The organism is Pragia fontium DSM 5563 = ATCC 49100 (genome assembly GCF_900112475.1).
In the GTDB taxonomy this organism is placed as follows: domain Bacteria; phylum Pseudomonadota; class Gammaproteobacteria; order Enterobacterales; family Enterobacteriaceae; genus Pragia; species Pragia fontium.
Window position 1 is genome coordinate 258,000 of the sequence record NZ_FOLW01000004.1, and the last position, 25,613, is coordinate 283,612.

Genomic DNA, 25,613 nt, shown 5'->3' on the forward strand with positions numbered 1-25,613 from the left:
TGAAATATTCATGTATTAAAAGGAGTTAATAAGATTTTTCTTTTCATAAGGAAATCTCGTTATGTTTAGTTTGGATGCCTTGCTGCAAGCGCTTCACCCAGACCGTAAATTTCCTGATTGGCAACGCTATTTATTGCGTAAGTTAGTTTATGAAAAAGCATTCCAGCAAATTGCTGATGATTACCCGCATCTTAAAGGATTGGATTTAATCGAGCAGGTGATTAATGATTTTAATATTCACTGCGAACTCTCCCATAGCGATTTAGAAAATATACCAGCACAAGGGCCGGTGGTCTTAGTTGCTAATCATCCTATTGGTTCATTAGACGCATTGGTTTTACTACAAACAGTGGCGAAGGTTCGTCCGGATGTTAAAGTGATGACCACGCCACTGCTCTCTTATATTGACCCCTTACGCAGTCTATTTATCTCCGTAGATAATATTAATCACCGCACACATCGCCGCCAGATTCATGAGGTCATGACACATCTGACCAATCAGCACGCGTTAATCATATTTCCTGCTGGAGAGGTATCACGCCTAAGCTTAACAGGCATTCAGGATGGGCCATGGCTTAGCGGTTTCTTGCGATTAGCGGCTAAGGTCAATGCGCCTATTGTGCCGGTACATATACAAGCGCGTAACAGCGCCCTGTTTTATACGGCGTCACTATTTTACCGACCGCTGTCAACGCTGTTATTAGTGAGGGAGTTATTCACCCATCAGAATGCTCAACTAAAGCTGAAAATAGGGCGGCGAATTTCATTTCATCGCTGGCATAGCCATCAATATGACGATAAGGCTTTAGCTGAACGTTTTCGTCAGCACGTTTATCGTTTAGCTAAGGGTAAAGAAGGGCTATTTGAAACGGAGGCGCCTATAGCTTTGGCGGAAAATAGAACACAGTTAAGAAAAGCGCTGACGTTATGTGAAGTATTAGGGATAACACCAGATAATAAAATAATCTATCTTTATCGGCGTGGCGAAGATATTGATTCTCCTGTTTTACGAGAGTTAGGACGGCTGCGTGAGATTGCTTTCCGCGCGGTAGGTGAAGGCAGTGGACGTCGCCGAGATTTAGATAAATATGACGACGACTATTGTCATCTAGTGTTATGGGACGATGCAGAATTGGAGATTGTCGGGGCGTATCGATTCATTGCTACTGCCAAACAAATCAGCGAAAAGGGTATTGAGGGCATCTATACCCATATTTTCTTTGATTACGATGACAGTATGCAACCCATATTGGCTCAAGGGATTGAGTTGGGGCGCAGCTTTATTCAACCGAAATACTGGGGTAAGCGAGGACTGGATTATTTATGGTTGGGTATCGGCGCGTATTTAGCTAAATATCCACAGTATCGTTACCTGTTTGGCCCGGTATCCATTTCCGGAGATATGCCAAAAGCTGGGCGAGACCTATTGGTGGCCTTTTATCGTCTCTACTTTTCGCAACCAAATCCATCGGCTACGTCTCGTAGTCCTTATCCTCCATCATTACCGCAAGTTTTGGCTCAGTTTTCCGGCAAGGACTATGCTAACGATCTGGTGAAGTTAAAAAGTTTATTGGGGAATTTGGGGTGTTCCATTCCCACACTGTATAAGCAGTATGCTGAATTGTGTGAACCGGGCGGAGTGCAGTTTCTCGATTTTGGTATTGATGACGCTTTTAACAGCATAGATGGTTTGGTTCTGGTGGATATCTCTCAGTTGAAGCCTTCCCGTTATCAGCGCTACATCGCAGTACATCAAAAGCCGACGGAATCTACAAGTTAGATAACGCTTTGTAATGTCCTATTTTTAATCAATGCGAAATCTGCGCATCGTCTCGCAAAATTAACCGCGAGACTCTTTATTTCAATTTATCGCGATAGTGTCTGTTTAACTCATTGCCATAGTTCCATATACTATACCCCCCTATACTATTTCGTGCGGTGAGCCTTATGCCAAATCAAGCAATAGATAAAAAGCGTATCCTGACGCGGATACGTAAAATTAAAGGGCAGGTGGATGCGCTGGAAAAAGCGCTGGAGTCAGGTCAAGAATGCCAGCTGTTATTACAGCAAATAGCCTCTTTTCGCGGTGCAGCCAATGGGTTAATGAATGATATTTTGCAAACCCATTTGCGTGATGAACTGCGTGAATTGCTACCACCGGGAGATCCGCAACTGTCCAAAGTTGATGAGCTAGCCGGCCTAATTAATTCTTATCTAAAGTAGTTGTTACTGGAGAAAATCTTATGAAATCTCGTGCTGCCGTGGCTTTTGAAGCCGGTAAACCGTTACAGATCGTCGAAATTGATGTTGCTCCTCCTAAAAAAGGGGAAGTCTTGGTGCGTATTACCCATACCGGCGTTTGTCATACTGACGCTTTCACCCTATCGGGTGACGATCCAGAAGGCGTATTCCCGGCCGTTCTGGGGCACGAGGGCGGCGGTATTGTGGTTGAGGTTGGTGAAGGGGTAACCACCTTAAAACCCGGAGATCACGTGATTCCGCTGTATACGGCAGAATGTGGTGAGTGCAAGTTCTGTCTGTCAGGAAAAACCAACCTGTGTCAGGCAGTACGTGCGACTCAGGGAAAAGGACTGATGCCTGATGGAACGACGCGTTTTTCTTATAACGGTCAGCCAATTTACCACTATATGGGAACCAGTACCTTCAGTGAATATACCGTGGTTGCGGAAATATCTTTAGCCAAAATTAATCCTCAGGCTCCGCTGGAGAAGGTGTGTCTATTGGGCTGTGGCGTTACCACAGGTATCGGTGCGGTACATAATACGGCTAAAGTTAAACCCGGTGATACGGTAGCGATTTTTGGTCTGGGTGGGATTGGTCTGGCGGCGATTCAAGGGGCGGTACAGGCGAAAGCCGGTAGAATCATCGCTATTGATATCAATGCGGACAAATTTGAGCTGGCGCGTGATATGGGGGCGACAGACTGCATCAATCCAAAAGATTACGATAAGCCCATTCAGGATGTGATCGTCGAAATGACCGACGGTGGCGTAGATTACAGTTTTGAATGTATCGGTAATGTTGATGTGATGCGCTCAGCGCTTGAGTGTTGTCATAAGGGCTGGGGAGAAAGCGTGATTATCGGCGTTGCTGGTGCCGGTCAGGAGATTCGTACTCGGCCATTCCAACTGGTTACCGGTCGTGTCTGGCGCGGTTCTGCGTTTGGTGGTGTAAAAGGCCGTAGCCAATTGCCGGGCATGGTGGAGCAGGCGATGAAAGGGGATATTCAGCTCGACCCATTTATTACCCATACCATGCCTTTGGAGCAGATTAATCAAGCGTTTGACTTAATGCACGAAGGCAAGTCAATTCGCACCGTAATTCATTTCGGCGATAAATAAAACTCTATAGTGGCCGATAACAAACCGGCCATAATCTTAATGCTTGTCAGTTAAGAAAATGCGATCGGTGAGTTTTATCTTTTGACCTTTCTTTTGACCTTTATATTGAGCGCTGGAATTCAGCCGACAACTGAGAGAGGGAGCACGCCCATCAAGGATGATGGGCGAGGCGCTGCTTCTCCGGACTAAATGGCGTTAGCCATTTTGAACAGCACTTGTGCTGGCCCGTTAGGGTGAGACTTATGCAATAAGGCGAATAACAGAATCAGCGCCGGTGCGTTAACCCGAACGAAGGCGGAGGGGAGTCGCCAACGGCGACCTGGATTCGGGGGCGAAGGCGTGGGAGTGCAGAGGGCGTTCGCCTAACGCCCTCTGCTCGGCCACGTGCACCAACGTTAATTGATGCTCTGCACTGATAGTGGACGAAACTTTCGCTGTCATTAAGCTTAACTGACAAGCATTAACCATAACCTAACGTTTTTCTGGAGCTAAAATATGCCACATGAATTAACGCTTCTCGAGCAGCATAAAGTTTTTGATGGTTGCCAGTACCGCTATCGCCATTATTCAACAACGTTGAATTGTGAGATGACATTTAGCCTGTTTCTGCCTAATAAGAAGAAATTTAGCTCACCACCTTTACTGTGGTGGCTTTCCGGTTTGACTTGTAATGATGAAAACTTTACCACTAAGGCTGGCGCACAGCAGGCCGCTGCCCGTTTAGGTATGGCGATTATTATGCCGGATACCAGTCCGCGCGGGCCGGAAGTCGCTGATGTTAAAGAATGGGATTTAGGGCAAGGCGCAGGTTTTTATCTTAATGCTACGCAAACGCCTTGGGCGGCTCATTACCGAATGTATGATTACCTGAATGAAGAGCTGTATAGCCTGGTTCAGGTGTCTTTAGGATTTACCGGCCCTCACGCCATTGCCGGTCACTCGATGGGGGGGCACGGTGCGCTGGTGATGGCATTAAAGAATCCGCATAAATTTAGATCGGTATCGGCTTTTGCTCCCATTGTTAATCCGATGGATGTGCCTTGGGGACAAAATGCCTTTCAGGCCTACTTAGGAAATAACCGTGATTTATGGTCGGAGTGGGATGCCTGTAAGTTAATGGCAGATTATCAGGGCACGGCATTGCCTGTACTGATTGACCAAGGCGATGAAGATCCCTTTTTACAGCAGCAGTTACAACCTGAAAAGCTAGTGGAGATCGCCGAAAAAGTGAACTATCCATTAACGCTACGTATACAGCCGGGTTACGATCACAGCTACTATTTTATTGCCAGTTTTATTGAAGAACACTTGACCTTCCATCAGCAATATTTACTGAACGCCTAGGTGTTATCGAAGATACTGGCGTGGAAAGGTATCTTTGAGCGGATTTGATGATCGGGATCTCAATTGTGCCTAATCATTGAGTCCGCGCCGTTACTTTTTGGCAAAGTGCGGCCTTCTTGGCTTGATGAGTGCACCGAAGATATTGATCAATAAGCCAACCATAACCAAAACGGCTCCGGAGGTTTGGGCTATCGAGAGGGTTTCTCCCAAAATGATCCAAGCCGTAGCCAGTCCGACAATGGGAACTAATAAGGTTAATGGTGCCACCCGCCAAGTTTCGTAACGCGACAAGAGATTACCCCAGATAGAATAGCCCAAAATTGAGGCGGCAAAAGACAGATAGGCGATAGAGAAGGCACTTTTAAGATTGAGATTCATCAGGCTATGGGTTATTGCTTCGCTTCCCTCAAACAGATATGAACAGGCAAAGAACGGCAGGATAGGAATAGCAGCACTCCAGACAACTACGCTAAACGCGCTCCCACCCTGAGATACACGACCAATTTGTTTATTGACTACATTACCGCTTGCCCATGATAGTGCAGCACACAGCGTTAGCATAAAGCCAATGGCGGTAATATTAGCGGCAGATGCTTGTCCCATCGCTAAAACGGTAATTCCAATGCCGGCGACGGTTATTCCCAGTAGATGGTTGAGCTTGATTTTCTCGCGGAAAAACAGAGCGCATAACAATAGCGTAAAGAAGGCTTGGGACTGAAGCACCAGCGAGGCTAAGCCAGCCGGCATGCCTAGCTTTATAGCGCTAAACAGAAAAGCAAACTGACCAAAGTTCATCGCCAATCCATACATGATCAGAAGTTTCATCGGAACTTTAGGTCTGGGGACAAATAGAATGGCGGGGAACAGAACAAATAAAAAGCGTAAGCCACCGAGTAAAAAAGGCGGTACGCCGTCCAAACCGAACTTGATAACAACAAAATTAACGCCCCAGATGATCACGACGCAAAGCGCCAACAGCTTATCTTTTGTATTCATTATTACCCTGTTCCGTTTGGTACTTTAGTTTTTTTATTTTGACAATTTTCTAACATATTGAGGTTAGAGTAATAAGTAAACTAATTATTGAGTACTATCGAAGAAGGTAACAAAGCAATAGCGATGAACATCATTAGTGATTTATGACACTCGGTTAGTTCCTGGGCTATTATTGCTGGTAACAGTAAGTTATTTGGTTTTCGCTGGTTCTCTAAGGAGATATTTTGACTCAATCAGTAACAGCATCTCATCTCACCGCGGCTGAGGCCCTTGATAAACTCGACATTTTGTATGATAGCGCTCTTGCTGCATTACGAGATGCCATTAGTTGTTTTATTCGCGATGGTTCACTACCTGATGAAGCGGCTCGGGCAGCCGGTTTATTTACTTATCCGCAGTTACGGGTCAACTGGGACGGCAATTTACAAAACCACCAGCGAACTCGCGCCTATGGGCGATTTGTTCGAGTAGGTCAATATGCCACAACCATCACTCGACCACAGTTATTCCGGCGGTACCTGACAGAACAGTTAACGCTGTTAGAAAAGGAGTATGGGGCGACTTTTGAAGTGACACCGTCACAGCAGGAAATGCCATATCCGTTTGTGATTGATGGCTCAGATCTTACGCTGGACCGTACAATGAGCGCTGGTATCACTCGACATTTCCCAACGACTGATTTGGCAAAAATCCGTGATGACATCACCGATGGATTAGAGAATACTCAGGACGTTTTCCCACTATCGCACTTCGATGCACTGCGTACCGATTTCTCTCTGGCTCGTCTTAAGCACTATACCGGTACGCCCGCTGAGCATATTCAACCTTATATTTTATTTACTAACTACAGTCGTTATGTTGATGAGTTTGTTAGTTGGGCCTGTGAACAGATTCTCGATCCTGATTCACCCTATGTAGCACTTTCGTGCGCAGGTGGAAGCTACCTGACTGCGGAGAATGCCGACCCAAAAAAAACCACCTCCGATTTAGCCTGGAAGAAGCACCAGATGCCGGCTTATCATCTTATTTCTGCCAGCGGGCAAGGTATTACCTTGGTTAATATTGGCGTTGGGCCTTCTAATGCCAAGACCATCTGCGATCATCTTGCGGTACTTAGACCTCACGCTTGGCTGATGATTGGTCACTGTGGGGGATTGCGAGAAAGTCAGATGATTGGCGATTACGTTCTTGCACATGCCTACCTGCGTGACGACCATGTGTTGGATACGGTATTACCACCGGATATTCCGATTCCCAGTATTGCAGAAGTTCAGCGGGCGCTGTATGACGCGACCAAGTCTGTGAGTGGGATGTTGGGAGAAGAGGTTAAGCAACGGTTACGTACCGGTACTGTCGTAACCTCGGACGATCGTAACTGGGAACTACGTTTTTCTGCTTCAGCACTGCGTTTTAGTCTTAGTCGTGCGGTGGCGGTTGATATGGAAAGTGCCACCATTGCTGCGCAGGGTTACCGTTTTCGCGTGCCTTACGGGACGCTACTTTGCGTTTCTGATAAGCCGCTGCATGGAGAAATCAAGTTACCTGGTCAGGCTAATCACTTTTATGAAGGTGCTATTTCAGAGCATCTACAAATTGGCATTAAAGCTATTGATTTGCTAAGAGCTGAAGGCGATAAGCTACATTCACGTAAGCTACGTACTTTTAATGAACCGCCTTTCCGTTAGTCTGTTGTTCGTGTTAATACAACCGATATCGCGATAATGCATATCGGTTGTATCGACTAAAATTTAGTTACTATTAGTTATTTATAGTTTTGTTGTTTATTTTAGAATTTCATTACGACTATTTATATATCAATTTTGATAAAGTAATAATATAAAATATACCTTTATTTTTCTATATCTGTTGGTTTTAATCCTAATGCTATTTCTTTTTCATTTCAATGAAAAACAAAGGCTTTTATTTTTTTGTTGATGTTTTTTCGATTTTTTCAACACCGTTATTTAATTTAATAAACCGTTTCGTTCTGTTTAATTAAAATAACACCACTAAATTAAAACTCAATAACTATATGTTTTTATTGAATTTAAATTATTACTGTGTATTTTTTATTTTTATATGACACAAGAATCACTTTTATAAATATTGACTATAATGTTCGTGTTGTCTTTTATTTTATTTTTACAAATATAATTAAGTTTGTAAATAGTTTCATTTATAGATAATGTCAATATTAAAGGAAAGGTAGTAATGGAAAGTTTATTTTTTCAAAATAAAGTGCATAAAGAGTTTGTCATTAAATTCCCTCGCAGCGTAAAAAACACACGGTTAACTATCGCCAGCTTAATAAGTTTAGGCGTTTTAGCATTACCTTATCATGTATTGGCAGCCGATCTTGGGAGCCAGGTTGCTGATAATATTGTATTAAATAATGGTGACCGGATAATTGCCGATCATATTCACGCTGCCAATACATTGGCCGGAATACTGAGTAAAGGTACTGCCAATATTAATTTGGCGCAAGATGTCACGATTACCGCTGAAGGTAATAACTTGGTTAATGCCATTGAGATTCAGGGAAATAATGGTGTTTTAACCGCCGATAGATTAACGATTAACGCCAAAGGCTCAAATTTAACCTCCGGTATTATGGTTACAGGTGCCAACAATCGTCTTGATTTGGGTTCTGATAGCCATATCACTGTAGGTAGTAACAGTGTATCTGGCAATAGTTATGGTATTTCTCTTGCCAATGGTTCTACGCTCAATGCCAATAGATTGACTATCGACGGCCAAGTGGCGGGCATTGTTCTTAATGATGCTGGAACTAAAGCTAATCTGGGTGAAGGGAGCGTGATTAAAGCCAATCGTTCTGCAGGCGTGATTCTAAATAATGGGGGCGTTGGCGATAATATTATATTCGAAGCGTCAAAACTTTCCATTATGACTCAGGGGGATAATATCTCTGGGATCTTGATGGGTAAATATACCTCTGCCGATTTAGGCAGCGGCAGTTCCATTAAGACCGAGGGTAAAAATGCGATTGGTATCGCGGCGCAGGGCGAATTTACTGCCGATGCACTGACTATTTCGACTCAAGGTTCCGGTTCTGTTGCATTTGGTGTAGTTGGTGAGTCAACAGTAAACATTGGTGCCAATAGTCATATTTCCGCTAATGATTCTATCGGAATGAACATTGGTAGTATAGGTGGTGCCTCTGTTGTTAATTTTCGGGGTTCGGTAACGGAGCGTAATAGCGTTTATTCCACCGGCGCTGCGCCAACGGGGGTTGCAACGCTTTTTGCAAACTCAACGCTTAATTTGGCCTATACCGATATTAATATCGATAGCAGTCAAGGTGCTGGATATGGCGTAATCGCCATGTCTAAAGGGACGTTTAACGGCGATAATCTCACCATCAACGGTAACGCATCCACCACCGGAATTTTAGCTGTTGCGGATGGAAAAGTTAATTTAACCGGTGATACGGCGATTAATCTGGCCGATCCAAACGAGGTAGCTATTTCTAATGGGGAGGCGACGCTTTCTCTCACCGGAGGGATGGTGAATGCCAGCGGTAAAATGACCATCAACGGCAGCGTTCTTTCCTATCAAGGTACTACCGATCTGGATATGCAGTCCGGCTCTCTCTGGCATGGTAAAGCCCAGAACGATTTGGCCAATAATGGTGTGATTAATCTTTCATTAACCGATAGTCAGTGGAATATGACCGCAGATTCCACGATTGATAATTTGGTGTTGAATCAGAGTATCGTTGATTTTAGCGCAGGTTCGCCCGTTACACGATTAAGCCGAAACGGCAATAGTGACGACAAACTTTTAACCGTTGGCGACTTAAGCGGTAATGGTCATTTTGTTCTGCGTACCAATATTGTCGGTGATGGTCATGGGGTTAATAACTCTGGCGATCGGTTGATCGTGGCCGGTACCAGTGCGGGGAATCATCAGTTAACGGTATTAAACCGTGGTAGTTTAGCGACCACCGGTGATGAAGTATTAACGTTGGTTAAAACTCAGGACGGTCAGGCCACTTTTACCAGTACCGGGCAGACTGAGCTGGGTGGTTATCTGTACGATGTGCGTAAAAACGGCAATGACTGGCAGATGTATGCCGTTGGAGCCGTACCGCCGAAAACTGATCCAAAACTCGATCCAGACCCAGAAGATAAGCCGAATCCACCGATTACCACCACCGCTGATGCTGGGGCTAACTTCCTCAATGTGGGTTATCTGATGAACTATGCAGAAACCCAAACCTTATTACAGCGTATGGGCGATCTACGGCAGAATAGCGATCGGGGCAATATGTGGTTGAGAGGTTTTGCCGGTAAGTTTGATTCTTTCTCTGGTGGCAAGTTAAGCCGTTTTGATATGAGCTATAGCGGTATGCAGTTAGGCGCAGATAAACGTCTATCCGCTGAATTACCGCTGTTTGTTGGTCTGTTTATGGGCCAAACTCACGGTAGCCCGGATTATCGCTCAGGGGACGGTACCACTAAATCCGACAGTGCAGGTCTGTATACCACTTATCTGGCCAGTAACGGTTTTTATCTGGATGGGGTAGCAAAATATACCCATGTGAAAAACAGCTTTAACGTGAAAGATACCCAGGATAACCGAGTTAGTGGTAATGGCAATGCTGACGGTTTCAGCGTATCGCTGGAAAGCGGGCAGAAGTTCAGTTTGAATCAGCCGGGTAACGGTTTCTATATTGAACCTCAGGCGCAGTTTACCTATAGCCATCAGGGCGCCAGCAATATTGTAGCTTCTAACGGTTTGAAGATTGACTTAGGCAGCTATGAGTCGATGACCGGGCGCGCCAGTACACTATTGGGTTATGAACTGAGCCAAGGTGATAACACCTTTAACGTTTACCTGAAAACCGGCATCGTGCGTGAGTTCGAAGGGGATGTCGATTATCGTTTAAACGGTTCGGCTGAAAACCATACCTTTAAAGGGAACTGGTGGAATAACGGCGTGGGCGTCAGCGCTCAATTAGCCAAACAGCATACTTTCTATCTAAGTGCCGATAGTTCAACCGGTCATAAATTCGACCAGCGTCAAATCAATGGCGGCTATCGTTTTAGCTTCTGATTTTCAACTTGCCTGACAGTATCTCCTGCCGTATCAACGGCAGGAGATATCCGCTAATAAATCTAACCCTATCTGTCTCATCCCGCCTGAAACGGTTGATTGGATTTTTTCATATCGTCTATAAGTAGCGTAGATGGGTCATTTTTTTATCATGAAATTATAAATATTTGATTTAATGCTAACACGTTGCGTTTATTTTAATTAATGAGCTCTGAAAGCATTGTTGTATGAATGCAAAAATATAATGGCCTTATGGTTTATTTTATTTTTCGATGGTTTTTATATTAAGGTTAAATTTTGTATTTGCATGAAAACAAAGTAATTTTATTGATTCTCACTAGGGTTTAATTGCATTTTCATTGAGTTTTATTAATCAGGGTTTCTCTGTGTAACTCTAATGGGTTATCTCCTCGCTCTGGTTATAAACATATGTTTTTCATTGGATTAGGTTTATTTTTAAGGCGTTGTTGATCCGTTTTTTAAATGGTATTAAAATGGTTTCTATAGAGATTATTTATAATCTTATTGTTATTGTTATTTTTAATTTTATCTTTATTAAAGATAAACCAGTAGGTAAATAGCTCCATTGAGAGGAGCTATCAATATAGAATTTAAAGGATAGCTAGTAATGGATAGTATGTTGTTTCAAAAGGAATTTATTGAAAATTTTGCAGTTAACCCTTCCCGCAGTATAAAAAAACAACAATTAACGATTGCCGGCCTGCTAAGTCTAGGCGCTTTAGCGTTGCCTTATCATGTCTTAGCGGCAGATATCGGGAGTCAGGTTGCTGATAATATTATATTAAATAATGATGACCGCATTATTGCCGATCATACTAATGCTGCAAATACCTTGGTTGGTATATCAAGTGGAGGCATTGCCAATATTAACCTGGCAAAAGATGTCACGATTATCGCCGAGGGTAATAGTCTGGTTAATGCCATTGAGCTCAAGGGAAATAATGGTGTTTTAACCGCCGATAGATTAACGATTAACGCCAAAGGCTCAAGTGTAACCTCCGGTATTATGGTTACTGGTGCTAACAACCGTCTTGATTTGGGCTCCGATAGCCATATCACTGTAGGTATTAACAATGCCTCTAGCAATGGTTATGGCATCTCTCTTACCAATGGGTCGACGCTCTATGCCAATAGATTGACTATCGACAGTCAAGTGGCGGGCATTATGGTTAGTGGTGCGGGAACCAAAGTTAATCTGGGTGAAGGGAGCACGATTAAAGCCAATCGTATGGCAGGTGTAGTTCTAAGTAATGGAAGCGTCAGCGATAATATCGTATTTGAAGCGTCAAAACTCTCCATTATGACTCAGGGGGATAATGTTGCTGGGATTTCGATAGGTAAATATACCTCTACTGATTTAGGCAGCGGCAGTTCCATTAAGACCGAGGGTAAAAATGCGTTTGGTATCTCGGCACAGGGTGATTTTACTGCCGATGCATTGACTATCTCGACTCAGGGTTTAGGCTCTTCAGCTTTCGGTTTATCCGGTGAGGCAACAGTAAACATTGGTGCCAACAGTCATATCTCTGCTAAGAATAGTGTGGGAATGAACATTGGCAGTATGGGTACCTCTGTTGTCAATTTTCGGGGGTCGGCGACGGAACGTAATAGCGTTTATTCCTCCGGCGCGGCGCCAACGGGGGTTGCAACGCTTCTTTCTGGCATAACCGCCAATCTGGCTTATACCGATATTAATATCGACAGTAGTCAAGGGGCTGGATATGGTGTAATCGCCATGTCTGAAGGGACGTTTAACGGTGATAATCTCACCATCAACGGTAACGCTTCCACTACCGGAATTTTTGCGTTTTTGGATGGGAAAGTTAATTTAACCGGTGATACGGTGATTAATCTGCCTGATTCGAACGAAGTAGCCATTGCTAATGGGGATGCAACGTCTTCTCTCACGGGCGGGGTGATTAATGCCAGCGGTAAAATGACCATCAACGGCAGCGTTCTTTCCTATCAAGGTACTACCGATCTGGACATGCAGTCTGGCTCTCTCTGGCATGGTAAAGCCCAGAACGATCTGGCCAATAATGGTATGATTAATCTTTCATTAACCAATAGCCAGTGGAATATGACTGCGGATTCCACGGTTGATAAATTGGTGTTGAATCAGGGCACTGTCGATTTTAGTGAAGATAAACTCGGCTCGACATTAACCGTGGGTGATTTAAGCGGCAACGGCAATTTTGTTCTGCGTACCGATATTGTGGGTGACGGGCATGGTGTTAATAACTCCGGCGATCGATTGGTCGTGAGCGGAACCAGCGCCGGTGATCATCAGTTAACGGTATTAAACCGCGGTAGTTTGGCGACCACCGGTGATGAAGTATTAACACTGGTTGAAACGCAGGATGGTCAGGCAAACTTTACCAGCAGCGGGCAAACTGAGTTGGGTGGTTATCTGTACGATGTGCGTAAAAACGGCAATGACTGGCAGATGTATGCCGTTGGAACCGTACCGCCGACAACCGATCCAAATCCGGGCCCAGAAGATAAGCCGAATCCACCGATTACCACCACCGCTGATGCCGGGGCTAACTTCCTTAACGTGGGTTATCTGATGAATTATGCAGAAACCCAAACCTTATTACAGCGTATGGGCGATCTACGGCAGAATAGCGATCGGGGTAATATGTGGTTGAGAGGCTTTGCCGGTAAGTTTGATTCTTTCTCTGGCGGCAAGCTAAGCCGTTTTGATATGAGCTATAGCGGTATGCAGTTAGGCGCGGATAAGCGTATTTCAGCAGAGCTACCGTTGTTTGTTGGTCTGTTTATGGGCCAAACTCACGGTAGCCCAGACTATCGCTCAGGGGAAGGTACCACTAAATCTGACAGTGCGGGTTTGTATGCCACTTATCTGGCCAATAACGGTTTTTATCTGGATGGGGTAGCAAAATATACCCATATAAAAAACAGTTTTAACGTGAAAGACACTCAGGATAACCGAGTGAACGGTAATGGCAATTCTGACGGTTTCAGTGTATCGCTGGAAAGCGGGCAGAAGTTCAGTTTGAATCAGCCGGGTAACGGTTTCTATATTGAGCCACAGGCGCAGTTTACCTATAGCCATCAGGGCGCCAGCAATATTGTAGCTTCTAACGGTTTGAAGGTTGATTTAGGCAGCTATGAGTCAATGACCGGGCGCGCCAGTACACTGTTGGGTTATGAGCTGAGCCAAGGTGATAACACCTTTAACGTTTACCTGAAAACCGGCATCGTGCGTGAGTTCGAAGGGGATGTCGATTATCGTTTAAATGGTTCGGCTGAAAACCATACCTTTAAAGGGAACTGGTGGAATAACGGTGTGGGCGTCAGCGCTCAATTAGCCAAACAGCATACTTTCTATTTAAGTGCCGACAGTTCAACTGGTAATAAATTCGACCAACGTCAAATCAATGGCGGCTATCGCTTTAGTTTCTGATTATCAACTTGCCTGACTGTATCTCCTGTCGTATCAACGGCAGGAGATATTCTACCAATAAATCTAACCCTATCTGCCTCATCCAACCTGAAACGGTTGATTGATTTTTTTTATATCGTCTATAAACAGCGAAGATAGGTTATTATTTCCATTACTAAAATATAAAGAATTCTTTCATATCTAACGTGTTGCATTTATTTAAATTAATATGTGCTTAAGGCATTGTTATATAAATATGGAAAATATAGTGGCCTCATGGTTGATTTGATTTTCCCGATGATTTTTACAGTAAGGTGATATTCTATAATTATATGAAATATAAGTGATTTTGTTGGTTTTCGTTAAGTGTTAACAGCATTTTTCATTGAGTTTAATTAATCACCAACCCTTTATGTAACTCTAATTGGTTATCCTTTTGCTTGGGCGTAAACGTATGTTTTTCAGTTGGATAAATTAATTATTAAGGTGTTGTTGATTGGTTTTTTAAATGGTATTAGAATGGTTTTAATAGAGATTGTTTATAATCTTAGTATTATTTTTAATTTTATCTTTATTAAAGATAAGTCAGTAGGTAAATAGCTCCATTGAGAGGAGCTATCAATATAGAATCTAAAGGATAGATAGTAATGGATAGCATGTTGTTTCAAAAGGAATTTCATAAAAATTTCGCAGTCAAACCCTCCCGCAGTATAAAAAAACAACAATTAACGATTGTCGGCCTGCTAAGTCTAGGCGCTTTAGCGTTGCCTTATCATGTCTTAGCAGCAGATGTTGGGAGTCAGGTTGCGGATAATATTACATTAAACAATGGCGATCGGTTGATTGCCGATCGTATTCCCAGTGGAAATATTCTGGTTGGTATACTCAGTGAAGGTATTGCCAATATTAATCTGGCAAAAGATGTCACGGTTGTTGCTGAAGGTAATAGTCCGATTAATGCCATTGAAATTAATGGAAATAACGGCGTTTTAACCGCCGATAAATTAACGATTCATGCTAAAGGTTCAGTGTCAACTAACGGTATTGTAGTTAAAGGCTCGCAAAACCGGATTGATCTGGGAACCGACAGTAATATCACTATTGAGCATAATAACTCCTCTGACTTCGGTTACGGCATAAAAATGAGCAATGGTTCAACACTCAATGCCAATAGATTGACTATCGATAGTCAGGGAGCAGGCATCTATATTGACGGTGCAGGAACCAAAGTTAATCTGGGTGAAGGGAGTCAGATTAAAGCGAGTCGCAGTGTCGGCGTTGGATTATCAAATGGGGACATCAGTGATAACGTTGTATTTGAAGCGTCAAAACTCTCTATTATGACTCAGGGGGATAATGTTACTGGGATCTCGATGGGTAAATATACCTCTATCGATTTAGGCAGTGGCAGTTCCATTGAGACCGAGGGTAATAATGCGTTTGGCATTGCGGGGCAGGGTGAGTTTACTGCCGAGGCGCTGACTATTTCGACTCAAGGTTCCGGCTCTGTTGCGTTCGGTTTAGCCGGTGAGGCAACAGTAAACATTGGTGCCAACAGTCATCTCTCTGCAAAAAATGCGACGGCCATGAATATTGGTAGTAGTGGAGGAACCACGGTAGTCAATTTTCATGGAACTGCGATGGAACGTAATACTATATATTCCTCTGGCGATGCGCCAATGGGGGTTGCAACGCTGCTTTCTGGTACAACGACTAATCTAGCCTATACCGATATTAATATCGACAGCAGTCAAGGCGCTGGATATGGCGTATTAGTGATGTCTGAAGGGATGCTTAACGGTGATAATCTCACCATCAACGGTACCGCTTCCACCTCTGGAATTTTAGCGGTTTTGGATGGGAAAGTTAATTTAACCGGTGATACGGTGATTAATCTGGCTGATTCAAACGAGGTAGCCATTTCTAATGGGGAGGCGACGCTTTCTTTCACCGGAGGGATGGTGAATGCCAGCGGTAAAATGACCATCAACGGCAGCGTTCTTTCCTATCAAGGTATTACCGATCTGGATATGCAGTCCGGCTCTCTCTGGCATGGTAAAGCCCAGAACGATTTGGCCAATAATGGTGTGATTAATCTTTCATTAACCAATAGTCAATGGAATATGACCGCGGATTCCACGGTTGATAAATTGGTGTTGAATCAGAGCACCGTCGATTTTAGTGAAGATAAACTCGGCTCGACATTAACCGTGGGTGATTTAAGCGGCAACGGCAATTTTGTTCTGCGTACCGATATTGTGGGTGACGGGCATGGCGTTAATAACTCCGGCGATCGATTGGTCGTGAGCGGAACCAGCGCCGGTGATCATCAGTTAACGGTATTAAACCGCGGTAGTTTGGCGACCACCGGAGATGAAGTATTAACGTTGGTTGAAACGCAGGACGGTCAGGCAAACTTTACCAGTATCGGACAGACCGAACTAGGTGGTTATTTATACGATGTGCGTAAAAACGGCAATAACTGGCAATTGTACGCGGTTGGTGCCGTGCCACCTACCACAGGCCCAGATCCAGAAGACAATAAACCGAATCTACCCATTACCACCACCGCCGACGCTGGGGCTAACTTCCTTAACGTGGGTTATCTGATGAACTATGCAGAAACCCAAACGCTATTACAGCGGATGGGCGATCTACGGCAGAATAGCGAACAGGGCAATATGTGGCTGAGAGGCTTTGCCGGTAAGTTTGATTCTTTCTCTGGCGGCAAGCTAAGCCGTTTTGATATGAGCTATAGCGGTATGCAGTTAGGCGCGGATAAGCGTATTTCAGTAGAGCTACCGTTGTTTGTTGGTCTGTTTATGGGCCAAACTCACGGTAGCCCAGACTATCGCTCAGGGGACGGTTCCACCAAATCCGACAGTGCAGGTCTGTATGCTACCTATCTGGCCAATAACCGTTTTTATCTGGATGGGGTAGCAAAATATACCCATGTGAAAAACAGCTTTAACGTGAAAGATACCCAGGATAACCGAGTTAGTGGTAATGGCAATGCTGACGGTTTCAGCGTATCGCTGGAAAGCGGGCAGAAGTTCAGTTTGAATCAGCCGGGTAACGGTTTCTATATTGAACCTCAGGCGCAGTTTACCTATAGCCATCAGGGCGCCAGCAATATTGTAGCTTCTAACGGTTTGAAGGTTGATTTAGGTAGCTATGAGTCAATGACTGGGCGCGCCAGTACACTGTTGGGTTATGAGCTGAGCCAAGGTGATAACACCTTTAACGTTTACCTGAAAACCGGCATCGTGCGTGAGTTCGAAGGGGATGTCGATTATCGTTTAAACGGTTCGGCTGAAAACCATACCTTTAAAGGGAACTGGTGGAATAACGGTGTGGGCGTCAGCGCTCAATTAGCCAAACAGCATACTTTCTATTTAAGTGCCGACAGTTCAACTGGTAATAAATTCGACCAACGTCAAATCAATGGCGGCTATCGCTTTAGTTTCTGATTATCAACCTGCCTGACTCTATTTCCTGCCGTGTAAGCGGCAGGAAATCTTATATTCCTATTCCAGATATTGTTACGATTATTTTTCGGTCGTGTTAAGGATTTTTTAAGCTATTTTTATTAGCATGGAAAAAATGAGTTTACAGAGACCTTAACGATGAAGCGATTTTCACGGTTACAAATTTTTCTGCATTGGTTAACTTTAATTCTGCTTGTGCTGACTTATGTCGCTATGGAGTTCAGAGGGATATTTCCCAAGAATTCCGCCGGATATCTATTTATGCGGGAGAGCCACTATAATTTTGGAATCTTGGTATGGATAGTCATGGTTATTCGTATCGTGTTACGACGTTGCTATCACGATCCCGTAATTATTCCTGCGCCTCCGGTATGGCAAATTGTGCTAGCTAAATTAATGCATGTCGCTTTATATGTTACATTCCTGGCATTGCCTGTTCTGGGGATCTTGTTGATGGCTTACGGAGGGAAAGAGTGGACTTTCCTGGGAATGAATATTCCTGGCTTCGTGACGCCAGATAACGTAACAAAAAGTACCATCAAGGAGATTCATGAAACCTGGGCAAATATTGGCTATTTTCTGATTGGATTACATGCTTGTGCATCACTATTTCATCATTATATTCAAAAAGATAATACGCTTTTGCGAATGATGCCCGTCAGAGATAAATAATTTATTTATGCTGTAATGTGTGCCAGTGTAAAAATAGGGATATTAAGTTGTGAAAGATTTTCAGCGTAATGATGTGCGATGCCTATCCTGAAAAATATCGACGTCCATTGCTGGCGATACGAGATTTAATCTTTGATGTTGCTTCTAAGACGGAGGGCGTTGGGCGAATTACTGAAACTTTGAAGTGGTCACAACCGAGTTACCTCACTCAGGAAACCGGATCAGGAACCACTATTCGGCTGGATCGTTTTGGTGAATCACACATCGCGTTCTTTGTTCACTGTCAAACAACGTTGGTTGATTCCTTCAGGGGGCTGTTTCAGGATCTCGATTACTCGAATAATCGTGCCATTATTTTTGATCCTGAGGCGGACTTACCGATGGATGAACTGGCAATATGTATCGCAATGTCGCTGACCTATAAGTTGAATAAGAAGAACTAACCGCAGAATTGTCGTGTTATTTTTTGTTCTGTTCTCTTTTATCGATTGACCAAAAAATAACACCGTATTGAGCTCAATACGGTGTTATCGCATTTTAAATGGTTTTAACAGGGTGGTAGCAGGTTAAAAACTGAAGTGATATCCACCAGTAACCAGCTCGAGATCCAAATACAAGCTATGTTGTTTGCCAACTCTTCGGCTTATTCCTACGCCGTTTGCTCAGCAATCTCCTTTGAAGGAGTCTGTTTCTTTATTGCCATTTAAACGATAGTCAGCATTACCGTTCTGGGTGATTTGTATCAACATCTATAGATAAAACGATACACTGTCACTTATTTGGATTTAGACAACAACGCGTTTTGTAACGGTTCTAACACCACCAGCATTAAAAGCGCTGCAATATTTTTATCTTCTTTGGTGTTATTCATTTCACAAATAATGTAATAATAATAACATTATGGGTATCAGTACGAGACTGGCAGGGCAAAAGTCGGGTTATCACTGATTGCAGGTTTTTGAATGCGGGAATTTTGATTATGAATGTAATCGTTGCAATTGCGCTGACGACAGGGATTTTATCAGGAATTTGGGGCTGGGTTGCGGTGAGTTTAGGTTTATTAAGCTGGGCTGGCTTTATGGGCTGCACGACTTATTTTGCCTGTCCACAGGGTGGATTACGTGGCTTAGTTATTTCACTGTGCACTTTGTGCAGCGGTGTATTTTGGGCTCAGGTGATTATTCATGGTGGTGCACTGCAACCTCAATGGGAAATCCTGGGTTATATGGTGACGGGAGTGGTGGCCTTTTTAATGTGCCTTCAGGCTAAGCAGCGTTGGCTGGCATTTGTGCCGGGAACGTTTATGGGAGCGTGCGCAACCTTTGCCGATAATGGTAACTGGCAACTGGTCTTACCGTCGTTGTTGCTGGGGCTGGTATTCGGTTATGCCATGAAAAATAGTGGACTGTGGTTGGCTGCACGCAAACAACAAGTAATACAACGTAAGCAAGAGCAGCAAGAAATCGGTTGATATACCGGTAATGTGTGCACACTTCCGGTAATGAAATGGTATGTGAAACGCAACAGCACGTTATAAATTTATGGAATGATCTGACTGTCAATTGACATCACTTACTATATGGGGCACAAGTCCATCGTTCAGCGTAAGGGCAAATTGGGGCAACCTATCGATATGTGATATGAAATAAAGCGGTTAAGTCGTTTGTGGGTTGAACATCCGAACTCATTGACTTAACATCTGTTGCGAGGTGTTTTAATGAATCTATTTTTTGTTGTTTGTCCTTTGTTGCTTCATCCGCGCATCGCTAAATGCAGTGATTATCTGAACGTATAATCACTGCCACGAATTTAAATCGTTCCGTGGCTTTCTCTATATTGAAAGGAAGTTAGTCATGCAAGATAAACATTGGTCAAGAGTGGAGTATCTCCATCTTTCGGTAACGAATCCCAATATTCTGATTAAAGGTCAGCATAGTTACTATAGTGATTGTTGGGATCGCGGGTTTGAACAGTCGGTTGTGCGTTATCTCCATGGAGATAAGGTCAGTCAGGAATGGGAACCCCTTGGCCATATCGATAAGCTCATCATTGGTGATTATGTTTGCATCGGTGCTGAATCCGTTATTCTCATGGGTGGCAATCATACCCACTGTATTGACTTTATCAGTCTTTATCCCTTTGTTGAGACGTTAAATACCACATATCAACCTCGAGGGGATACAGTACTGAACGACGGATGCTGGCTGGGAATACGTTGTATTTTGATGCCAGGGGTTGTGGTTGGTGAGGGCGCTGTGATCGCTGCGGGAAGCGTAGTGACAAAAGATGTTCCCCCTTATGCTGTTGTTGGTGGCAATCCAGCTCGCTTGATTAAGTACCGTTTTCCAGAAGAGATGGTAACCAGAGTCCTGAAACTCGCTCTCTATGAAAGATCGGATGAAGAGTTAAAGAGATTAATTCCGTTACTCAGTTCTGCTGATATTTCTGCACTGGAAGCAGAGCTAGCGTAATCTATTCACTGAGCAAATTATTCATACCGTGATATAACAATAGGTTATATCACGGTATGTTATGCAAATTATCTATAGATTTTTACGTTGTTAAGCGAATTGGCTAAAACTGATACTGTACGCCTATTTGTTCACTCAATGGCATTTCCATATGTCCGTCATTGGCTTTAGCGTAATTTAATTCGGTAAAGGCTGACCACTGATTATTGAAGTTTATACTGACACCAACACCATATTTCATCACTGTACCTGAATTATCATTACGGAAATCCTCAGTTTGGTTGATGGTCACCTTATTTTTATCTGCAAATTCGTGACTCACTGCAAAACGAGCATAGGGTTTAAAGACGGTCTTGCTTTGGGATTCAAAACTAGCCCCTAAGGTCGTACCCAGCTCTGCTTTTAATGACTTCGCTCCTTCGGCCTTAGCTTTAAGATTATTGCTTAGCGTATAGTCTGAGCTTTGAGCTTGAAATACTGAGAGTTGAGTGTAGGGTTCAATAAAGTACTGGTTCAATTTAATATGGCGGCCGCCTTCAATCGACGCGCCGATACCATACAGGGTATCTTTACCTGTTGCTCGGGAGCCTTGAACGGTTTTCACATTATTTTTGAGACTAAAACGGTTAGCTTTTAACACCCCATCAATATAGTAACCATTATCCCATAAATAGGTTCCATATAAACCTAAGGCATAGCTATCAACATGACCATCGCCACCGCGGTTATAGTCAATGTCTGAACGTGAATACGACATCATGCTGCCGACTAAAATATTCGCCGCATCCTGTTGAATGCTTTTATCACCACCGAGTACAACACCTGTGGTGTCTTGTTTGTAAGCCACAAAATTATTGATCTTATAGCGACTATTGATGATCTTGCCCCACGCACCACCATCGTTGCTATTTCTCGTGTGTATGTCTCCCATGCGCGTGCGTAGTGTGGTTAGCTCAGCATCCCATACATTGGGTACCGTATTCGCCAGAGCGATTACGCCATAAGTATTACCTGAAATGGGTGGTTTAGGGTCAGGCTTTTCATTTGATTCTGGTTTTTTATTCGGTTCAGGATCGGGCTTTGGCTTAGAGGTACTTAAAACCCAGTCGTCAGGATTGGTGGTGTCTTGATTTAAATAATACTGATACGCCCCTAAATCAACGGCACCGTTAGCCAGAGTAAAGCTATCATTGGCACTGCCTTCACCATGAATTAAATAATAGCCTTCACTATCCGAATTGAGCTCATCGCCAGTATCTGCCACATTGACGATGAATTTACCATTGACGGTATCGGTAATATTTAAAAAATCGCCTTTCATACCACCGACACGCATATTGAAGACGCCATGACCAGACAGCTCTTTGATATTGGCCTGTAGATATCCTGTTACGTTGTCTGCATTTTTAAATGTCACTGCACCATTATTTAGTAGTTGTCCAATGTTGATATAGCGTCCATCTCCAGGCGTATCTTGTCCCCGGATTAGTTGCAACTGACTATTTACATCATGTAAACCAATATGTTCGGCGTTGGCCGCATTAAATGTGGCACCGATATTATTATATCGACGAGCACTACTTAGACGTACGAAACCATCGCCATAAACATCAAAAGAGCCTATAGATGAAGCGCCTTCATTCAGATAAGCGATACCACCGCTATTGACTACGGTATCTTTAATTATTCCGCCTCGATAGACGGATAAAATGGCGCCATGATTGATAGTGGTATTATCAGCCTGAGCGGCTTTAAGACCTAAACCGGATATTGTGCCTCTTGCTTCATCCCATCCTTGATTAAAGGATAGTTTCATCCAGCCATTTTCATTAATAATACTGTTGTTCGCGTAACCCGCATAATCGACGTCAAGAATACCTTGTTGGGCATCGGTACCCGATACCGTGGTATCGGTTGCGGTGCCGGCGATATACCATTTTTTATTTCTACCGTCAGAGAGGGAGGAGATATTCAGCGTTGCTGACATGACTTCTGTGTTGTAGGCATCGGCACCATCTAGTGAAACTGAGGAGCCAGCGCTAATCTTAGTATTATGAAGCTGGCCGCGAATCCAGGTATCATTTTCGTCATATCCGTCAGCGCTAATAGACATACGATGACCATTGTTTAATATCAAATCATGGCCAACCACGCCGCTAGGCATTGACCAAGTTCTGTTATCAATACTTTGTTGCATGTTAGTACTATCGTCTTGAGTCGCGGCTATCCCGATAACTTCTATAGCATTAGCGGTAGAAAAGGGGGCTGTTACTGCGGCTATAAACATATAACCGGCAAAGCTTGAATGTTTATTTAAACGAGTTTCATTTTTTTTGGATAACTTTTCGTTCATAGTAATATACTCAGATATATTTTAATAAATGACATTAAAAAGTTAACTCTAATAATATTTCATATTGAAATCATGATATTAAAGAGTTGTTTGTTTTGGTTATTAAAAAAATTAATCTTGCCGTGTAAAAAAATGCTAGCCAGATATTTTCCATAGTCATGGCTTGATGGGTATTTTAAAACTTATTACGGAACCGGTGTTGATTGTATTTTATTGATTTTAAAGTGATAAAAATACCATGAGCTTGTTGGGAATAAGCTTTATATGTGTGGGGTTTATTTAAGTGATCATTGGGATTACTCCTCCTTGAATATTTTAAAAAATCCTTAATGCGTTAGCATAATACATATTATGCAATAAATTAATAAATCGTTATTAGCAATCAATAACTTATTTTTAATTGTTTTTTTCTATCGGTTTATTTTTGGATTTATGTATTTATTGTTTTTTTTAAAGAGGTGGTTTTATTTATTTTTAATAGCAACAAAATTAATTTTTTCATTATCTTTTATCATTTTGTTTTTTATTTATCATTGGTTGTATTTATTTTGAATTAATTAAATAAAAGGCAACATTTTTGATGATTCTATCAACATGGTATCTTATACAGCTAAATTGAGTTAAAGCATAAAGTTGCCAATGATTGATACTAAGGTGATTACGATATAGCGTTCACCTTGTTCGGCTGGAATCCAATCTTAATATGTATAAATATTAAGCTAATTGCCTTTAAGTCTATACTTATCATGTTAAAAATCATAAATGTTATCGGTAATAAAAAATTTCATCATATTAAACCTACATAATATGGTTAAAATCTATCCATAATTAATTGCTTTAATAGGTATTAATTTTTCATTCATTATATACAATTTTGATATTTCTAGTAATATTACCAGCTGCAATATCCTATCTTATCCTGTTAAATGAGTAATCTTATATGTACTGATTAGGTAGTAGATATAAAATCGAATAGGTAGTCATAATTAAAATTGTCAATAAAAATCATGGTGATAATGAAAATAATGATGGTGAAGTGTACAGGGAAATTGATACTTCAATATCATATTTAAAATATTCTTAATAGGGTAAGTTATTATTAAGAAATGTTTAAATAAAGGGGTTCTATGAAGTCTATTATAAAAATTTCTTGTACTATTTTAGCGATGGGTTCTATTCATCAGAGCAGCGCAAATGAAGCACACCAATCCATGTATCTGTCCGATTGGTGGCATCAAAGCATTAATATCGTAGGGAGTTATAATACTCGATTTGGTCCAATTAAGAATAATGACCTGTATTTAGAATATGAAGCCTATGCCAAAACTGATTTAATTGACTTCTACGGTTACATTGACGTTCCTAAAACGTTTGGCGTGGGTAATACCACGGATGTTGGTATTTGGGATAATGGTTCGCCAATTTTTATGGAAATCGAACCCCGATTTTCTCTGAGTGGCATAACAAATTCAGCATTGAAAGTAGGGCCATTTAAAGATTTCTATTTTGCTAATAACTATATTTTTGATACGGGAAAAAATAGTGCAGCAAGACAAAGTACTTGGTATATGGGGCTGGGTACTGATATTGATACGGGGTTGCCATTCTCGCTGGCGGCAAACGTGTATGCCAAGTATCAGTGGCAAAACTATGGGGCGCAGAATGAGAACTCATGGGATGGTTATCGTTTTAAGATTAAATACTTTGCTCCGATAAGCCGCGTATTGGGCGGTGATCTCGCTTACATCGGTTATACCAATTTTGATTGGGGGTCCGATTTAGGGGATAAGTCAGGCAATAGCTTAAATGGTAAGAGAGTAAGAAGTAACAACGCCATCGCTTCAAGCCATATTTTGGCGCTAAATTACGATCGTTTGCATTATGCTGTGGTTGCTCGATATTTTCATAATGGCGGACAGTGGAAAGATGGCACGGAATTGAATTTTGGTAACGGTAACTTTAGCACTGAAACCACAGGGTGGGGCTACTACCTGATCGCGGGCTATAATTTTTAGCGGTTTAGCCCATGTTGTTCGGTGGGTTATTCTGTGTGGAACACATCGTCATAAAGATAGCGGCAAATATTTGCCGCTATTTTTATTTCTAACTGAATACCACGTCCTATGGACGTGGTTATCGACTTTAGGCTCTGCCAGTAAGGCTACTCATGGGAAAATCCGAATCTGTTATCCCCATAACTGATAAGGATTTAACCATGAGTAGATTCGAAAAAGCATCGCATGTGCTATGGCATTGTCAATACCATATAGTCTGGACGCCCAAATGCCGATTCCGAATATTGAAAAATAATGTAGGGAAAGAGGTGTACAGACAAATAAGAATTTTGAGTGAACAGCTCCATATAGAAATAGTGGAATTAAATGTTCAATTAGATCACGTTCATTTATTAGTCAAGATCCC

At 42.5% G+C, this 25,613-nt stretch carries 16 protein-coding genes; 14 read left to right on the forward strand and 2 right to left on the reverse strand.

Translation table 11 applies throughout. The features are described from left to right. Positions 1-61: 61 nt before the first annotated feature. The 4 genes from olsF (at position 62) to fghA (ending at position 4,706) form a co-directional block, all read left to right on the forward strand. Entirely contained in the window at positions 62-1,780 is a 1,719-nt protein-coding gene (olsF, locus tag BMZ28_RS08685; RefSeq protein WP_074822415.1) for a bifunctional ornithine lipid synthase OlsF, read from the forward strand. A 167-nt stretch (positions 1,781-1,947) separates the two neighbouring features. Continuing rightward, positions 1,948-2,223 (forward strand): metal-sensing transcriptional repressor, encoded by a 276-nt coding sequence (locus BMZ28_RS08690; protein WP_047781071.1) that lies wholly within the window; start codon positions 1,948-1,950, stop codon positions 2,221-2,223. Positions 2,224-2,243: 20 nt separating this feature from the next. Beyond that, complete coding sequence (locus BMZ28_RS08695) at positions 2,244-3,362, forward strand: S-(hydroxymethyl)glutathione dehydrogenase/class III alcohol dehydrogenase (protein ID WP_047781070.1); 1,119 nt, start codon at positions 2,244-2,246, stop codon at positions 3,360-3,362. A gap of 495 nt (positions 3,363-3,857) precedes the next feature. Beyond that, the gene (gene fghA / locus BMZ28_RS08700; RefSeq protein WP_074822418.1) at positions 3,858-4,706 is read left to right on the forward strand and encodes an S-formylglutathione hydrolase; all 849 of its coding nucleotides are present in this window, start codon (positions 3,858-3,860) and stop codon (positions 4,704-4,706) included. Positions 4,707-4,796: 90 nt separating this feature from the next. Here fghA and BMZ28_RS08705 read toward each other — a convergent pair whose 3' ends face one another. Beyond that, entirely contained in the window at positions 4,797-5,702 is a 906-nt protein-coding gene (locus BMZ28_RS08705) for an EamA family transporter (protein ID WP_047781068.1), read from the reverse strand. A 224-nt stretch (positions 5,703-5,926) separates the two neighbouring features. Here BMZ28_RS08705 and BMZ28_RS08710 point away from each other — a divergent pair, with 224 nt between their 5' ends. The 8 genes from BMZ28_RS08710 (at position 5,927) to BMZ28_RS08745 (ending at position 20,839) form a co-directional block, all read left to right on the forward strand. Next, positions 5,927-7,387 carry an AMP nucleosidase gene (locus tag BMZ28_RS08710; RefSeq protein WP_047781067.1) on the forward strand — a complete coding sequence of 487 codons (1,461 nt, stop codon included), beginning with the start codon at positions 5,927-5,929 and terminating at the stop codon, positions 7,385-7,387. A 526-nt stretch (positions 7,388-7,913) separates the two neighbouring features. After that, entirely contained in the window at positions 7,914-10,778 is a 2,865-nt protein-coding gene (locus tag BMZ28_RS08715) for an autotransporter outer membrane beta-barrel domain-containing protein (protein WP_083399662.1), read from the forward strand. Between the two features lie 628 nt (positions 10,779-11,406). Continuing rightward, positions 11,407-14,229, forward strand: a complete 2,823-nt coding sequence (locus tag BMZ28_RS08720; protein ID WP_083399663.1) for an autotransporter outer membrane beta-barrel domain-containing protein — start codon at positions 11,407-11,409, stop codon at positions 14,227-14,229. A 626-nt stretch (positions 14,230-14,855) separates the two neighbouring features. Then, a complete protein-coding gene (locus tag BMZ28_RS08725) occupies positions 14,856-17,678 on the forward strand; it encodes an autotransporter outer membrane beta-barrel domain-containing protein (protein WP_083399664.1) in 2,823 nt (940 codons plus the stop codon). A gap of 156 nt (positions 17,679-17,834) precedes the next feature. Next, entirely contained in the window at positions 17,835-18,368 is a 534-nt protein-coding gene (locus BMZ28_RS08730) for a cytochrome b (protein ID WP_074822421.1), read from the forward strand. Positions 18,369-18,436: 68 nt separating this feature from the next. Next, positions 18,437-18,811 (forward strand): DUF1801 domain-containing protein, encoded by a 375-nt coding sequence (locus BMZ28_RS08735; protein WP_074822425.1) that lies wholly within the window; start codon positions 18,437-18,439, stop codon positions 18,809-18,811. 536 nt (positions 18,812-19,347) lie between these two features. Continuing rightward, complete coding sequence (locus tag BMZ28_RS08740) at positions 19,348-19,839, forward strand: DUF1097 domain-containing protein (protein WP_047781064.1); 492 nt, start codon at positions 19,348-19,350, stop codon at positions 19,837-19,839. Positions 19,840-20,221: 382 nt separating this feature from the next. Continuing rightward, positions 20,222-20,839 (forward strand): CatB-related O-acetyltransferase, encoded by a 618-nt coding sequence (locus BMZ28_RS08745; RefSeq protein ID WP_047781063.1) that lies wholly within the window; start codon positions 20,222-20,224, stop codon positions 20,837-20,839. Positions 20,840-20,942: 103 nt separating this feature from the next. Here the strand turns inward: BMZ28_RS08745 and BMZ28_RS08750 are convergent, their stop codons facing one another. Then, positions 20,943-23,192: an autotransporter outer membrane beta-barrel domain-containing protein gene (locus tag BMZ28_RS08750; RefSeq protein WP_074822428.1), complete on the reverse strand. Its 2,250-nt coding sequence runs from the start codon at positions 23,190-23,192 to the stop codon at positions 20,943-20,945. Positions 23,193-24,319: 1,127 nt separating this feature from the next. On the opposite strand from BMZ28_RS08750, the gene BMZ28_RS08755 reads away from it, so the two are divergent. After that, positions 24,320-25,207, forward strand: coding sequence for a nucleoside-specific channel-forming protein Tsx (locus tag BMZ28_RS08755; RefSeq protein WP_074822431.1), 888 nt, complete (start codon positions 24,320-24,322; stop codon positions 25,205-25,207). Between the two features lie 200 nt (positions 25,208-25,407). After that, positions 25,408-25,613: IS200/IS605 family transposase (gene tnpA / locus BMZ28_RS08760; RefSeq protein ID WP_139211632.1), on the forward strand; the 206-nt coding region annotated here is incomplete at its 3' end.